Genomic DNA, 14,546 nt, shown 5'->3' with positions numbered 1-14,546 from the left:
CGGGCGCCCTCAACGAAGCTGCTCGGGATCTAGTCAGCGGGCGCTCTCAACGAAACGGTGCGCCGGCCCCTCGAGTCGGCGCTGCAACGCAAAGAACAGGTCGGCTGCCGTGGTCCCTGACCAGTCGCGCGGCAGCAGCTCTGGGGCCAACCCGGGGTCCAGATAGGGCAGCCTGCGCCAGGAGGTCAGGACCCGGATGTAGTCGGCGAAGGCCTCACCCTCGTCGTCCTTGGTCCGCCGTGAGCGCCAGCGGGCGAGGACGGGCTCGTAGTCGTCGTGGAACCGCTGATAGAGCCGGTCCAGGCTCGCCAGGTCCCACCACTGGGACACCTCGTCGGTGACCGCAGCAAAGCCGAGATAGCGGGCCTCGAAGAGGTCGACATACTCGGCGAGCTCCTCGCGCACGAGCACGTCGCGGGCCTCGTCCTGCAAGTGGGCGGGAGCGATCCAGACTCCTGCGCTGACCGAGCCGAAGCCGAGCCAAGACAGGCGCGCCCGCAGGGTGTGGCGCCGGCGCCGCTCGGACTCGGGCACGCTGAAGACGGCGAGGATCCACCCCTCATCCGGGATGGCGCGCCGGCGCCCAAAGATCCGTCGGTCACCCTGATCCAGGATGCTCCGGGCCTGGGCCGACAGGGAATAGCCGGCGCGGCCGTCGAAGCGCTCCGACTCCAGGATGCTGCGCCGCTTGAGGCGGGAGATCGAGGAGCGGACCGCGGGTTCCTCGACACCGAGCTGGGCCATCAGGCGGATGAGTGTGGAGACACCGAGCCAGCCGCCGACCTCTCGGGCATACAGGCCATAGATCGTCACGATCAGGGCGCGCAAGCCTGAATCGGTGCCACTGGTGGATGTTGTGCCCTTGACTGTCGTCACAGGACTAACATACTGGGGAGTGCCTGGCACCGCCGCTAGGCAGACCTTGACTGAGAGGCCACGTGATGCCGGAGACCGAACTTTCGCCGAGCGCGCACGTCGACACGTACTGTCGCGACAACCTTCCTGCGCGCGAGACCTGGCCCGAGTTCCACTTTGACGTCCCGGAGGTTCACTACCCCGATCGCCTCAACGTTGCCAGCGTCCTGCTCGACGACGTCATCGACTCCGGAGGAGCGGGCCGTCGCTGCATCGGCGCGCCGGACGGGACCTGGTGGACCTATGGCGACCTGCGTCAGCACGCCAACCGGTTGGCGCACGTCTTCGTCGACGAGCTCGGCTTGGTGCCCGGCAACCGCGTCCTGCTGCGCGGCCCCAACAACCCCTGGCTGGTCGCCGTGTGGTTCGCCGTCCTCAAGGCCGGCGGTGTGGTGGTCCCCACCATGCCGATGCTGCGGCCCAAGGAGCTGGCTGTCATCGCCGAGGTCGGCCGCTTCGACCTGGCGGTCTGCGACCATCGGTTCACCGACGACCTGCTCGGTGCCCAGATCCCCGAGTTGCGCACGCTGACCTACGGCGGTGCCGTGGAGGGTCTGGACGACATCACGCAGCTGGCGCAGGGCAAGGACGCCACCTTTGCGGATGTGCCAACGGCAGCCGATGACGTCTCGATGTTGGCGTTCACCTCGGGCACCACTGGTCGTCCCAAGGCGACCATGCACTTCCACCGGGACATCCTGGCCAACGCAGACACCTTCTCGCGCTATGTGCTGCGGCCAGAACCGGACGACATCTTCATCGGCACCCCGCCGATCGCTTTCACCTTCGGGCTGGGTGGCCTGGTGATCTTCCCGCTCCGCGTCGGTGCCAGCACCCTGCTGGTCGAGAAGGCCACCCCCGGCCAGTTGGCCGACCTGATCAGTGAGCACGGTGCGACGATCTGCTTCACCGCACCCACGGCATACAAGGCCATGATCGCCAAGGACCGGGTGAGCCAGCTGACCAGCCTGCGCCGCGCGGTCTCGGCGGGGGAGCACCTGCCCAAGGTGACCTGGGAGGCATTCCGGGACGCGACCGGCATCGCCCTGATCGACGGCATCGGCTCGACCGAGATGCTGCACATCTTCATCTCTGCCGCCGACGACGACATCCGCCCGGGCTCCACCGGCCGCCCGGTGCCGGGCTATCGCGCCAAGATCGTGGACAAGGCTGGCCGCGACGCGCCAGATGGTGTGCCGGGCCGGCTCGCGGTGCAGGGGCCGACCGGGTGTCGCTATCTCGCCGATGAACGGCAGGCCGTCTACGTCCACGACGGGTGGAACCTCACCGGCGACACCTTCATCCGGGACGAGGATGGCTATTTCTGGTTCCAGGCGCGCTCGGACGACATGATCGTCAGCTCCGGCTACAACATCTCCGGCACCGAGGTCGAGGAGGCCTTGATGTCCCACGCCGGGGTGGTGGAGTGCGCCGTGGTCGCCGCCGCAGACGACGAGCGTGGGCACGTCGTCAAGGCGTATGTCGTGCCGGCCAGTGGGCGCGAGAAGCTGGCTGAGGGGGTGGGTGAGGACGCGCTGCGCAAGCAGTTGCAGGACCACGTCAAGGGGCAGATCGCGCCCTACAAGTATCCCCGCCAGATTGAGTTCGTCGACGCGCTGCCACGCACCTCGACCGGCAAGGTGCAACGCTTCCGGCTGCGCCAGGAGGCTGGCTCGGGCGAGGCGTCGTGACCTCGCGTGTCTCGGTGACCCGGGTCGTGGACTGGTGCGACACGGACGCCGCCGGGCACTATCACCACTCCAGCGTGATCCGCTGGGTCGAGGCCGCCGAGAACGAGCTGCACGTGCAGCGCGGGCTGCTCGAGCTGTTCGGCGTCGTGCCGCGCGTGCGCTATGAGGTCGACTATCTGGACCGCCTGTGGTTCCGCGAGGAAGTCGTCACCGAGCTGTGGGTGGAGTCGCTGGGCCGGACGTCGCTGGTCTATGGCTTTGAGGTGACCGGTCCGCGCGGGCCGGCCGCGCGTGGCCGGATGGTCTGCGTCAACATCGGGGACCGCTCTGGTGAGGTGCCCGCAGGTGCGGACTCGCCCGCGGTGGCCTGGTCGGACGCGGAGCGTGCAGCGCTGCAGGGGACTGTGGGCTGACCCGTTCCCCTGGCCGCCGGCCGCCCGCTCACCCAGGACCGTGCAGGTGCATGGGTCCTTCACGGGCCGATCGGCGTGTCGTGTGAATCATCCATGCACTTGCACACCGACGACCGTGCAGGTGCATGGATCCTTCACGGGCCGATCGGCGTGTCGTGTGAATCATCCATGCACTTGCAGCGGCGAGCGCCTGAACCGGGGGATGCTGGGAGCGAGGAGCGGCACCTCAGGCAGGTGTTTGCGCGCCCTGCTGACACGCCTCAGTGATCTGCTGGGCAGCCTCGCTAGGAGAGGCGTGCGTGGTGTCGATGACCTTAGCCTCGTCGTGCAGCCAGGTGCTGGCAGCGTCGGCATACGCTTCCAGGTGCTTGAGGCGGAAGGCTGATGGGCCCATCACCCGGTCGTCCATGATGCGGTCGCGGAGAGTGTCCTGGTCTGCGTGGAGCACGAAGTGCCGCACCGGGATGTTGTGTTGGGCGAGGCCGGAGGCGATCTCCCGCCAGTACTCCTCCACGAGGACGGTCATCGGCATCACTAACGTGCTGCCGGTGTAGTCGATCACGTGGCGCGCTGTCTCAACCACGAGGGGCCGCCACGGCGCCCAGTGCTGGAAGTTGTCCGTTGCAGGCAGGCCTGGGGTGATGTCCATGAGGGTCTCGCCGACCTTCTCAGCATCGAACACGCGCGAGCCCGGGATCAACTGTTGCACCAGAGAACTCGTCGTTGTTTTGCCCGCTCCGTGCGTGCCGTTCACCCAGATGATCACGGGAGAGCACGCTACCTCGCGCTTGGGTCTCTCGGCGTGGTCAGGTTCGAGGGCGATCAGGATTTCGAGCGCCGCGACCTACGAACGGGCTTCGACCGCGTCTCGCAGCCGGCCGCCAAAACGCGGGGCGCTGTGCCCGGTTGCGAACTTCTCAGCCAGTTCGGCGACGGTCATGGTGGGCCGGCTGTACCGGTCGCACATCACCTGGACGGCGTCGAGGACTGTCTCAGGGTCGGCGGTGAGCAGTTGGCACAGGAACGCATCCACCCTGATGACCTTGATGCCTTCAGGGACCGATGCGGCCGGAAAATCTTTGGTGTTCTCCGTGACGACGTGGGTGGCGCCCCCTGCCACGGCGACAGCAAGGACGTGCCGATCGTTCTCGGCGCATGTCATCTTCTCCACCAACGGGATCCACTCGTCGCTGGCTAGGGACGCGTCGGGAAACGCCCTCGCCATGCTGGCCTGCACTTGGGCAACTTCCTTGATTGCCTCCTCGCGGTCGGCGCCCCGGTGACGCACCGCGACCTTGGGGTAGTTGCGCTCAAGTTCGTCGAGGATCGATTGCTGCCAGACGGGCCGGAACACTTTGCAGTCGGCCAGGCTGAGCAACAGATCGCGTAACGCCCGGGGATGAGCAGGTTGGCGTCCAGAACTGCGACTGGTCGCGCCGACCTTCCCCGGGACTCCGCCACGTTCAGAAGTCGCTTTCGTCGTAGCCGTCTGCTGGGACGATCTCGCTGAGCGCGTCGTCTCGCTCTCGTCGCACCCGCGCGTCGTGCTCAAGGACGTCCGCCAACGCGAACCGGTGCCTGTTGCCGGTCTTGGTGTGTCTGAGTTGTCCGGTGCGGGCGAGCTTGACAACGAAAGGTCTGGAGACGTTCAGCAGGTCGGCGGCCTGCTGGCTGGACAGGGTGGCCTTGTCTTCGGTGATGGCGACCAGCCGGGGCCTGCCTCCGCGTGCGAGCTCGGTGGCGTACTGGCGGAGAGCGCTGACCACGTCGCCAGGCAGTTCGACGCGCTCCCGACCCCGGGAAATGGTCACGCGGTCCGCGGAGAGCACTGTTTCCAGGTCGATGGTCTTCATCCGGGCGGGCCTGGACACTGACTTCGCCCGGGCGGCAGGCTTTTGCGTCTTACCGCTGGCCTGCGCACCTGATTTCTTCGTGTTCACGTCGCTCCCTACTCCCGGCAACCAGCCTATCCGAAATAATCGAAACGGCAGAAGGTGTGGTCCAAATCGGCAAGGTTGTCCGAGTCCTACTTCACCTTGCTGAGATGGACCATGGCGTCGTAGAGCTGCTCGTCCGTCATGGGCGGTTCGGGGATCGGGTGCGCTCGCTCGGCCCGGTAGGCGTCGAGCATGAGGTAGAGCTGGCGTCGCCAGGCCGCCGGTGCCTTAGCGCTGGTGGCGTCGATGATCGGGCCATTGGACCAGATCAGGTTGACGATGTCTCCCTGGGTGATGTCAGGGCGAGCCTTTCCAGCTTCCTGAGCTCGGGTGAGAACGTCCTCGATCTGTTGGCACAGCGCATCGTGGATGCGCTCTGTCTCGGCATTGCCCGGGAATCGGCGGGAAAGGAAGTCGTTGAAGCCTCGGTCTCCCGCCTGCACGGCGAACAGGTTCTCCAAGTAGGCGACGAACCCTTCCCACGGATCGTCCATCCTCATGGCCCTATCGGCCCCGTCGATGAACTCCTGTAGCCGAGGCCTGAGGGCGGCCATGAGGAGGTCCATACGCGTGGGGAAGTGTCGGTACAGGGTGCCGATCGAGACGCCAGCGATGCGTGCGACCTTCTCCAGGGAGGCATCCGCGCCCTCGGCGGCGAACTCGGCCTGTGCCGCGGCGATCAGCTTTTCGCGACTCTCCCGAGCATCGCGGCGCAGAGGCCGGTCTAGCTGCTCGATGTCGGTCTGGCGCACTCCTCCAGCCTACAGTCAATGACCATAAATTGAGGCACCCCTCCGGAATAGAATGAGGGGGTCCTCCGGTTGTGACTATGACAGCGACGAGTGCCTGATAGCGACACCCGCCCACACCACCGCAGAGGAGCACCATCATGAGCACCATCAGCATCATCGGTTCGGGCAACATGGCCACTGCCATCGGCGCCAGGGCAGCGAAGCGCGGCCACACCGTCGAACTCTTGGGCCGCAACGCCGCCAAAACTCAGGCAGTCGCCGACCAGATCGGCAGGGCGGCAACCGTCGGCACGCCTGGGGCAACGCCACAGGGCGACATCGTCTTCGTGGCCGTCCGGTACGACGACGTGGTCTCAGTGGTCGCGGGCTATGGCGATTCGCTGGCGGGCAAGATCCTCGTCGACATCACCAACCCGTTCAACGCCGATGCGAGCGGACTGGTGACCACCACCGGCAGCTCGGCGGCTCATGAGATCACGGCAGCGGCACCCGAGAGTGCCCACATCGTGAAGGCGCTGAACACGATCTTTGGCCACGTGCTTGCAAAGGGCACCCCGCAGGACGCGTTCATCGCGGGCGACAGCGCTGAGGCAAAGGCGACTCTCGCGGAGTTCCTGGAGAGTCTGGAACTGCGGACCCTCGACGTGGGAGGGCTGCAGGCGGCCCCGATCCTCGAGTCGGCCGGACTCCTGCTGATGGGGCTGGCACGCAACGGTGCCGGCTTCGACCTCGCCTTAGGCGCTCCGGTCGTCAGCTAAGGGTTGGCGACACCGTCGGTCAGTGGCCGCGGAAGGCTTCCTCGAGCCACCAGGAGGGCTCGTCAGCGACGACCTTGGCGTCGATCAGCAGGGGAGTGTCGCGGGGACCGTCGAGCCAGGCGCGCACCGGCGCCAGATCGTCGACGCCGCGCACTGTGACGCCGGTGAAGCCATAGCCTCGGGCGACGGCAGCGATGTCGGTGTCGGGGAAGGTGACGGTGTCCATCGGGTGATCGGCACCGGCGAAGTGGTGCACCTCGGCGCCATAGGCATCGTCGTTGTAGACGATCACCACCATCGGCAGGCCGAGCCGGCGGACCGTGTCGAACTCTGCGGCACCCATCAGCGCCCCGCCATCGCCGAGGGCGGCCACCGGCAGCCGATCCGGTTGGGAGAGAGCGGCTCCGATGGCGGTGGCCAGTCCGAGACCAATGGCCTGGAACGACTGGGTGAAACAGAAGCCCTGCTCGTCGGGCACGGACAGGAACATGCTCGGATAGCCCATGAAGTTGCCCGAGTCGATGCTCACCACGCGCTCGGTGGGCAACAGGTCGTCCAGGGCGATGGTCAGGGTGCGTGGGTCGATCCGGTCGCTCGTCGTGGTGTCCTCGAAGGGCACGTCACGCCAGGCCAGCGAGGTGGCCAGTCGGTCTCGGGTCTCCTCAGTGCGCAGACCGTATGCCGAGGCCTCGCCTCCCGCACCCGCGTCACCCAGGGCGCTGGTCACCGCTGCCACGGTCAGTGCTTGATCGACCGCTGCCACGGTCAGTGCTTGATCGACCGCTGCCGCAGTCAGTGCTTGATCGACCGCTGCCGCAGTCAGTGCTTGATCGACCGCTGCCGCAGTCAGAGCCACGTCACCGTGCACACCGAACGTCAGGTCGCGATGGGCCCCGAGAGCCTGCACTGTGTCATCGACCTGCACCACCGTGGTGCCCTCGGAGATCAGCGCGCCGTGCCGCATCGTCCACATGTTGAGGGCACAGCCCCAGCCGATGATGAGGTCGGCACTGCTGATCAGTTCTGAGGCCAGCGGTGAGGAGAAGCCACCGGAGACGTCGAGGGACCACGGTTGATCATGGAAGAGCCCCTTGGCGACGGCCGAGGTGGCGAGCAGGGCTCCCGTGGCGTCAGCCAGGGTGATCAGGGCGTCCCGCGCGGCAGGACTGCGCCCGCCACGTCCGGCGACGAACACCGGTCGCTGCGCCGCCCGCACCGCCGTGACGAGTCGCTCGACGTCGGCGGGGGAGGGAGCGAGCGGCGCTGGGGCGGAGGGCAACTCGACCGACCCGAGCTGGCCCTGCACCTGTGGTGGCACCTCGGCGGACTGCACCTCCAGGGGCAGGTTGAGCACGACGGTGCGGCGTTGGTGGACCGCGGTGGCGACGGCGTCACGGGCCTGCTCGACGGCCAGGTCGGCGTCGGTGATGCGGAGCGGCACGGCACCGACGGAGCTGGCCAGGGCCTCCTGGTCGACATGGAAGTTGGACAGCGGCGCGGTCGACTCCGCCGCCACCACGATCAGCGGCGTGCGGGCCTTGGCTGCCTCGGCGATGCCGGTCATCGCGTTGGTCAGGCCGCACCCCTGGTGCACCGTGAGCACCGCAGGGCGCCCCGAGTTGCGAGCATAGGCGTCGGCCATCGTGGCGCCGCCACCCTCATGACGGGCCGCGACGAACGTCGCCCCCGCAGCTGTCATGGCGTTGGTGACGTGGAAGTTGCCCGACCCGACCACCGCAAAGACATGGTCGACGCCGGCAGCAACGAGAGCTCGCCCGACGGCCTCAGCGACCTGCATCGGAGCCCAGCTCAGCGCTCGACGAGGGCGACCACGCGGGCAGGAGAGCCGGACCCGCCAATGATCTTCAGGGGTGAGGCGATGATGACGGCGCCAGTCGTCGGGAGCTGATCGAGGTTCTGCAGCTGGGCTAGGCCATATTTGTTGTTGCCCATCAGGAACGAGTGACACGGGAAGACCGGGTCGAAGGAGTGCGCTGCCCCTGCGTCGGTGCCGACAGTCTCCACACCGATGCCCTGCAGCGGTGACTCCTCAGCGACCCACTTGGCACAGTCGGCCGACAGCCCGGGGCTGGTCGGCCCGGTGTCGGTGTTGTTGATCATCTCTTCCTGGGTGACCCGGGCCGACCAACCGGTGCGGCACAGCAACCAGCCGCCGTCAGGGAGCCCGCCGTGCTCGGCCGCGAACGCCTCCACGTGCTCCCGCTCGATCAGGAAGTTGGGGTCGGCAGCGACCTGCTCGGTCACGTCCAACACGATGGCCGGCGCCACGAACGCACCCACAGGCACCGAGGAAATGTCGGCCAGGTCCTTGCCAGTCACCCAGTGGTTCGGCGCATCGAAGTGGGTGCCGGTGTGCTCGCCGGTGCGGAAGTTGTTCCAATACCAGGCCGGGCCACGCTCGTCATAGCGACTGATCTCCTCCAGCTGGAACGCGGCCGTCTGGCCGAACTCCGGCGGCAACTCCAACAGGGGCGTCTCCGCGTTCAGGGGAGCGGTGAGGTCGATGACCTCGATGCTCCCAGAGGTGAGTGCGGCGGTGAGATCTGACAGGACAGACATGAGACTCCTTGGCCCGGGACCGGCCCGGCACGGGGACCGACAACTGTCGGCAGGGAACGGTCGTTTCCGTGACGCTATTGGTCTGGTGCCTGCACCGCAAGACCTCGGCATCCGACTGGGCCGCTCCTACAACGGCATGAAGCGCCCGCCGTTGACGTCGAGCACCACACCGGTGATGTAGGACGCGCCGGGGCCGGCGAGGAAGAGCACCGGGTCGACGATCTCGCGCAGCTCGGGGAACCGGGCCAGCGGGATCGCGCTGAGCACCTCGTTGCGCTCGGAGTCGGGCATCTCGTCATACATCTGCTGCAGCCGGCCGGTGAGGAACAGCCCCGGGGCCACTGCGTTGACGCGCTGCCCGCGCTCGCCGACCTCGCGGGCCAGGCGCCGGGTGAGCCCGAGAACTGCCGCCTTGGACGCGGCATAGGGCACCCCGGTGACGGGGGAGGGCTGCCGACCACCGATCGAGGAGACGGTCACGATCGAGCCGTCCTGCGGCATACGAACGAGTGCTGCCTGGGCGCAATAGAAGGTGCCCTTGACGTTGACGTCCACCACGAGGTCGACATGCTCAGCCTCGATGTCCTCCAACACCTTTGGGGTCCCGAGGGAGCCGCCGGCCAGGGTGACCAGGATGTCCAGGCTCCCCAGGTCGGCGACGACGGCGTCCATCACGACACCCACGGCGGCGCGGTCGCTGACGTCGAGCTCGTAGCCCCTCGTCGGGACCCCGTGCTGCTCGGCCAACGCTGTCGCGGCCTCCTGCGTGCCCTGGACATCGACGACGGCGACCGAGGCGCCCTCCGCGGCAAACCCCTCGCAGACCGCTCTTCCGATGCCACCCGCCCCGCCGGTGACCACAACGACCCGACCGGTGAACTGACCCTCGGCAACCATGCCATCCTCATTTCGTGTTGTTGACGACCGTCCTAGAATCAACATAATGTGTCGACGGCAGGCACGACAATGACGAAGGAGTCGCCGGATGCGGATCGCAGTCATCGGTGGGGGGCCCGGCGGCCTCTATTTCGCGGCCCTGACCAAGGCGCTGGACCCCACGCACGAGATCACCGTGTGGGAGCGCAACGCACCAGATGACACCTTCGGGTTCGGTGTCGTCTTCTCCGACGAGACCCTCGGCGGCATCGAGCACGCCGACCCGTGGGTCTTTCAGATGATGGAGCGAGAGTTTGCCCGCTGGGATGACATCGACGTGCACGTCGACGGGCAGGTCCTGACCTCCGGTGGGCACGGTTTTGCGGCGATGTCCCGCAAGCGGCTGCTGGAGATCCTGCAGCAACGCTGCCGGGAGCTCGAGATCACCCTGCACTTCCGCACCGAGGCCCCGGATGTCGAGACGCTCGCAGCGGACTACGACCTGGTGCTGGCCTCGGACGGCCTGAACTCGGCCGTCCGCCGGCGCTATGCCGACACCTTCCGCCCCACCGTCGATGAGCGCCAGTGCAAATACATGTGGCTGGGCACCAGCAAGGTCTTCGAGGCCTTCAAGTTCTACATCCTGGACACTCCGCACGGGGTGATGCAGGTGCACGGTTATCCCTTCGACGCCACCGGCTCGACGTTCATCCTGGAGATGCACGAGGACGTCTGGCGGGCCGCCGGGTTCGACGCCTCGGAGGGCCGCGAGTGGGCACCCGGGGAGAGCGACGAGGAGGCGATCAAGAGGGTCCGCGAGCTCTGCTCGGACATCTTCGAGGGCCACGAGGTGATGGCCAACAACTCGCGCTGGATCTCCTTCGCCACGATCCGCAACGAGACCTGGCGCGCCGGGGAGCGGGGCAACATCGTCATCCTCGGAGACTCGGCGCACACGGCCCACTTCTCCATCGGCTCCGGGACCAAGCTGGCGATGGAGGACTCGCTGGCCCTCGCTGCTTGCCTGCACGAGCACCCCGACCTCGACACGGCACTGAGTGCCTACGAGGAGGAGCGCAAGCCCGTCGTGCAGTCCACCCAGCGCGCGGCCCAGGCCTCCCTGGAGTGGTTCGAGAACCTGGGGCAGTATCGCGGCCAGGACCCCGAGCAGTTTGCGTTCAACATCATGACCCGCAGTCGGCGGGTCACCCACGACAACCTCAAGGTGCGCGACCCCGAGTTCGCCGCACGGATCGAGGAGTGGTTCACCGCCGCCACGCCCGGCGGCCGCCCGGACACCCCGCCGATGTTCCAGCCGTTCCGCCTCGGTGAGCTCGAGCTGACCAACCGGGTCGTGGTCTCACCGATGGACATGTATGTCTCGACCGATGACGGCATGCCCACCGACTTCCGGATGATCCATCTCGGCGGCAAGGCCATGGGCGGAGCAGGCCTGGTGATGACCGAGATGGTCTGCGTCTCACCCGAGGGCCGGATCACACCCGGGTGCGCCGGCATCTGGAGCCAGGAGCAGGCCGACGGATGGCGCCACATCGTCGAGGCCGTGCACGGGCTGAGCGCGGCCAAGATCGGCCTGCAGGTCGGTCACTCCGGCCGCAAGGGCTCGACCAAGCTGATGTGGGACGGCATCGACGAACCGCTCGAGGGCGGCAACTGGCCGGTGATGGCGCCGTCCCCGTTGGCCTACCAACCCGGCGTCAACCAGGTCCCGCGCGAGATGAGCGAGGAGGACCTGAGCCAGGTCAAGCAGGAGTTCGTCACGGCCGCCAGGCTCGGCGCCGAGGCAGGCTTCGACGTGCTGGAGATGCACGCCGGCCACGGTTATCTGCTCTCCTCCTTCATCTCCCCGGTCACCAACCAGCGAACAGACGCCTACGGCGGGGATCTCGCCGGGCGCCTGCGTTATCCGCTCGAGGTGTTCGAGGCGATGCGCGAGGTGTGGCCGACCGGCCGCCCGATGACCGTGCGGATCTCGGCGACCGACTGGGTCGAGGGCGGCATCGACGTCGATGACGCGGTCGAGATCGCCCGTGCCTTCCAGGAGGCGGGTGCTGCGGCCATCGATGTCTCGACCGGGCAGGTGACCCCCGACGAGACGCCCGCCTTCGGGCGGTCCTATCAGACCCCCTTCGCGGATGCGATCCGCAACCGGGTCGGCATCCCGACCATCGCGGTCGGCATCATCTCCTCCTGGGATGACGTCAACTCGATCGTGCTGGCCGGTCGGGCCGACCTGTGCGCCGTCGGGCGCGCCCACCTCTACGACCCGAACTGGACACTGCACGCCGCCGTCGAGCAGGACTATGACGGACCCGGTGCGATCTGGCCGCTGCCGTGGCGCGCGGGTCGGCGCAAGCCCCAGGGCGGTCGCAGCGAGGAGCCCAAGCCGCGGCTGCAGCTGGTCCGCGAGGGCGCTCAGGGCACCCGGCACGCGCGATGGAGGCCGGAGGCGTGAGCACGCTGGGCCCAGTGAGCCTGCGACCACTCTGGGACGCCCGCGGGATCGCCGTCATCGGCGCCAGCGACCGGGCCGGGGCGATCGGTCGGCTGCCAGTGCAGTTCCTCCAGCGTTATGGCTATGCCGGCCCCATCTATCCCGTCCGCCCGGACGGGGCACCGGTGGCCGGCCTGCCGTCCCACGCCTCCGTGGCCGACGTGCCCGGGCCGGTGGACCTGGCGATGGTGATGGTTGCTGCCGACCGGGTCATCTCGGCGGTGCGGGACTGTGCTGCCGCAGGGGTGCCGGTGGTCGTGGTGTGCTCCAGCGGCTTCGCCGAGGTCGGCGAGGATGGTGCCGCGCTGCAGGACGAGCTGGTCGCCACCGCGCGCGAGCTCGGGGTCCGGGTCCTTGGGCCCAACTGCATCGGCACCGTGGGCACGACGACCGGCCAGGTCAGCTCGTTCAGCCCCCTCTTTGCGGGCGAGCACACGCAGCTGGTGCCCGGCAGCCTCGGCTTCGTCAGTCAGAGCGGTGCGCTGGGCTATGGCGCCGTGTCCCTCGCCTTCGAGCGCGGCCTCGGGCTCGGCTGGGTCGTCAACACCGGCAACGAGGCCGACATCAGCGCCACCGAGGTGCTCGCGGAGCTGGCACAAGAGCCCGGCTGCGCCGGACTGCTGGCGTATGCCGAGTCGCTGGGTGACCTGGCCCCGCTCGCCGACGTGGTGGCTGGCGGAACGCCCGTCGCGTTGCTCAAGGCCGGTCGTTCGGACGCCGGGGCCAGGGCGGCCGCCTCGCACACCGGGGCCCTCGCCGCCCATGACGCCGTGGTCGACGCTGCGCTCCGCCAGATCGGCGTGGTGCGCGTGGACGACGTCGACGAGTTGCTCGACGTCGGGGACGTGATGGACCTGGCCAGGACGGTCCGCGGGCACACGATCCGACGGGTCGCGATCGTCACCACCTCCGGTGGGTCCGGCATCCTGGCTGCTGACGCCATCGAGGCGCACGGGTTGCGTCTGGCGGAGCTGTCCGAGCAGACGCTGACGACCCTTGATGACATCGTCCCGGCCTATGGGTCGACGGCGAACCCGGTCGACGTGACCGCCTCGGTGATGAGCAACCCGGCCCTGTTCGATGACGCCCTGGGCGCCATCGCGGGCGACGACGGGGTCGACGCGATCGTGGCCTGCTTCTGCGTGCTCACCGGCTCGGACGTGGACGCCGTGGTGACGGCGCTGTCACAGGTGCGGGAGCGCACCGGTGTCCCCGTCATCGCCGTGCGCACCGGCGCAGATCACCTCGCTCCGACCGCGGCCGCGACGATGCGGGCGGCCGGTCTGCCGGTCTATCAGACACCGGCCCGAGCCGTCCGGGCCCTCGCCGCCCTCGCGCAGTTCGCCGCGCCGCCCGTGCGGGAGAAGACCACAGGGGCCAGCCCGGCTGCGAGGCCGGACACCCCCAGCACCAGGACGGACTGGTCCTCCCTCAGCGAGGGCGCGACCGACGAGCACGCCCTCAAGGCGCTGCTGCGTGAGGCCGGGTTGCCCGTGCCGGTCGGCCGGATCGTGACCGGCGCAGACGACGCCGTGGCAGCGGTGCAGGAGGCCGGCGGGCGGGCGGTGGCCAAGGCGGTCGTGCCGGGGCTGCTCCACAAGTCCGACGCCGGTGGCGTGATCCTCGACGTCACCCCGGAGCGGGCCGCGGAGGTCCACGACCAGCTCGCCGCGATGGGTGGGCAGGTGCTGATGGAGGAGATGGTCCCCGGCGGTGTCGAGGCGCTGGTCGGCAGCACCGACACCCCGCTCGGACGCATCATCACCGTCGGCGTCGGGGGCGTGCTCACCGAGATCGTGGCCGACGTGGCGCTGCGCCTGCTGCCGGTCGAGCGGGCCGACGTCGAGGAGATGCTCGACGACACGCGGTTGGGTCGACTCCTGGGCGGCGTGCGCGGGCAGGGACCGGCGGACCGTGGGGCCCTGGTCGACGCGGTCCTCGGCATCGCCGACCTGGCAGCAGCCCTGCCCGAGGGCGCCGAGCTGGACCTTAACCCGATCACGGTGCTGGCCGACGGACGGGGCTGCCGGATCCTCGACGCAGCCCTCGCCCTGCCCGACGCGGCCCCCGCGACTCCCGACAGCCCTCCCGACCCTGAAGGAGACTGAC

At 68.4% G+C, this 14,546-nt stretch carries 13 protein-coding genes; 5 read left to right on the top strand and 8 right to left on the bottom strand.

The genetic code is table 11. From position 1 onward, the window contains the following. Window positions 1-33 precede the first annotated feature (33 nt). Window positions 34-876: a PaaX family transcriptional regulator gene (locus tag NF556_RS15285; protein WP_252591834.1), complete on the bottom strand. Its 843-nt coding sequence runs from the start codon at window positions 874-876 to the stop codon at window positions 34-36. A gap of 65 nt (window positions 877-941) precedes the next feature. Between NF556_RS15285 and NF556_RS15280 the strand changes: the two genes are divergently transcribed. Then, window positions 942-2,606, top strand: coding sequence for an AMP-binding protein (locus NF556_RS15280; RefSeq protein ID WP_252591832.1), 1,665 nt, complete (start codon window positions 942-944; stop codon window positions 2,604-2,606). Continuing rightward, window positions 2,603-3,019 (top strand): acyl-CoA thioesterase, encoded by a 417-nt coding sequence (locus tag NF556_RS15275; RefSeq protein WP_252591830.1) that lies wholly within the window; start codon window positions 2,603-2,605, stop codon window positions 3,017-3,019. Before NF556_RS15280 ends, NF556_RS15275 begins: the two co-directional genes overlap by 4 nt. Window positions 3,020-3,245: 226 nt before the next feature. Here NF556_RS15275 and NF556_RS15270 read toward each other — a convergent pair whose 3' ends face one another. The 4 genes from NF556_RS15270 to NF556_RS15255 form a co-directional block, all read right to left on the bottom strand. Next, complete coding sequence (locus NF556_RS15270) at window positions 3,246-3,785, bottom strand: P-loop nucleotide/nucleoside kinase family protein (protein WP_252591828.1); 540 nt, start codon at window positions 3,783-3,785, stop codon at window positions 3,246-3,248. 78 nt (window positions 3,786-3,863) lie between these two features. After that, window positions 3,864-4,397, bottom strand: a complete 534-nt coding sequence (locus NF556_RS15265) for a VapC50 family PIN domain-containing toxin (protein ID WP_256829322.1) — start codon at window positions 4,395-4,397, stop codon at window positions 3,864-3,866. 85 nt (window positions 4,398-4,482) lie between these two features. Beyond that, window positions 4,483-4,959 (bottom strand): helix-turn-helix domain-containing protein, encoded by a 477-nt coding sequence (locus NF556_RS15260; protein ID WP_252591824.1) that lies wholly within the window; start codon window positions 4,957-4,959, stop codon window positions 4,483-4,485. An 86-nt stretch (window positions 4,960-5,045) separates the two neighbouring features. After that, a complete protein-coding gene (locus NF556_RS15255; protein WP_252591822.1) occupies window positions 5,046-5,708 on the bottom strand; it encodes a TetR/AcrR family transcriptional regulator in 663 nt (220 codons plus the stop codon). A 137-nt stretch (window positions 5,709-5,845) separates the two neighbouring features. Between NF556_RS15255 and NF556_RS15250 the strand changes: the two genes are divergently transcribed. Continuing rightward, window positions 5,846-6,466, top strand: a complete 621-nt coding sequence (locus tag NF556_RS15250; protein ID WP_252591821.1) for an NADPH-dependent F420 reductase — start codon at window positions 5,846-5,848, stop codon at window positions 6,464-6,466. Between the two features lie 19 nt (window positions 6,467-6,485). Here the strand turns inward: NF556_RS15250 and NF556_RS15245 are convergent, their stop codons facing one another. The 3 genes from NF556_RS15245 to NF556_RS15235 all read right to left on the bottom strand — a co-directional run bounded on the left by NF556_RS15245 (window position 6,486) and on the right by NF556_RS15235 (window position 9,943). Beyond that, the gene (locus NF556_RS15245) at window positions 6,486-8,264 is read right to left on the bottom strand and encodes a thiamine pyrophosphate-binding protein (protein WP_252591819.1); all 1,779 of its coding nucleotides are present in this window, start codon (window positions 8,262-8,264) and stop codon (window positions 6,486-6,488) included. 11 nt (window positions 8,265-8,275) lie between these two features. Beyond that, window positions 8,276-9,046, bottom strand: coding sequence for a cyclase family protein (locus tag NF556_RS15240; protein WP_252591817.1), 771 nt, complete (start codon window positions 9,044-9,046; stop codon window positions 8,276-8,278). Window positions 9,047-9,172: 126 nt separating this feature from the next. After that, complete coding sequence (locus NF556_RS15235; protein WP_252591816.1) at window positions 9,173-9,943, bottom strand: SDR family NAD(P)-dependent oxidoreductase; 771 nt, start codon at window positions 9,941-9,943, stop codon at window positions 9,173-9,175. A gap of 88 nt (window positions 9,944-10,031) precedes the next feature. On the opposite strand from NF556_RS15235, the gene NF556_RS15230 reads away from it, so the two are divergent. Both NF556_RS15230 and NF556_RS15225 read left to right on the top strand, forming a co-directional pair. After that, window positions 10,032-12,398, top strand: a complete 2,367-nt coding sequence (locus tag NF556_RS15230; RefSeq protein ID WP_252591813.1) for a bifunctional salicylyl-CoA 5-hydroxylase/oxidoreductase — start codon at window positions 10,032-10,034, stop codon at window positions 12,396-12,398. A 14-nt stretch (window positions 12,399-12,412) separates the two neighbouring features. Beyond that, the gene (locus NF556_RS15225; protein ID WP_252591811.1) at window positions 12,413-14,545 is read left to right on the top strand and encodes an acetate--CoA ligase family protein; all 2,133 of its coding nucleotides are present in this window, start codon (window positions 12,413-12,415) and stop codon (window positions 14,543-14,545) included. Window position 14,546 lies beyond the last annotated feature (1 nt).

Source organism: Ornithinimicrobium faecis (assembly GCF_023923225.1).
In the GTDB taxonomy this organism is placed as follows: domain Bacteria; phylum Actinomycetota; class Actinomycetes; order Actinomycetales; family Dermatophilaceae; genus Ornithinicoccus; species Ornithinicoccus faecis.
Note: the sequence above shows the minus strand (reverse complement) of the source record. Positions and strands in the feature narration are given on the sequence as shown.

What these genes read in the sequence shown, in the direction of transcription:
- NF556_RS15280 (WP_252591832.1), top strand. Translation starts at nt 942, where the DNA reads ATGCCGGAGACCGAACTTTCGCCGAGCGCGCACGTCGACACGTACTGT.
- NF556_RS15250 (WP_252591821.1), top strand. Translation starts at nt 5,846, where the DNA reads ATGAGCACCATCAGCATCATCGGTTCGGGCAACATGGCCACTGCCATC.
- NF556_RS15245 (WP_252591819.1), bottom strand. Translation starts at nt 8,264, where the DNA reads ATGCAGGTCGCTGAGGCCGTCGGGCGAGCTCTCGTTGCTGCCGGCGTC.
- NF556_RS15240 (WP_252591817.1), bottom strand. Translation starts at nt 9,046, where the DNA reads ATGTCTGTCCTGTCAGATCTCACCGCCGCACTCACCTCTGGGAGCATC.
- NF556_RS15235 (WP_252591816.1), bottom strand. Translation starts at nt 9,943, where the DNA reads ATGGTTGCCGAGGGTCAGTTCACCGGTCGGGTCGTTGTGGTCACCGGC.
- NF556_RS15230 (WP_252591813.1), top strand. Translation starts at nt 10,032, where the DNA reads ATGCGGATCGCAGTCATCGGTGGGGGGCCCGGCGGCCTCTATTTCGCG.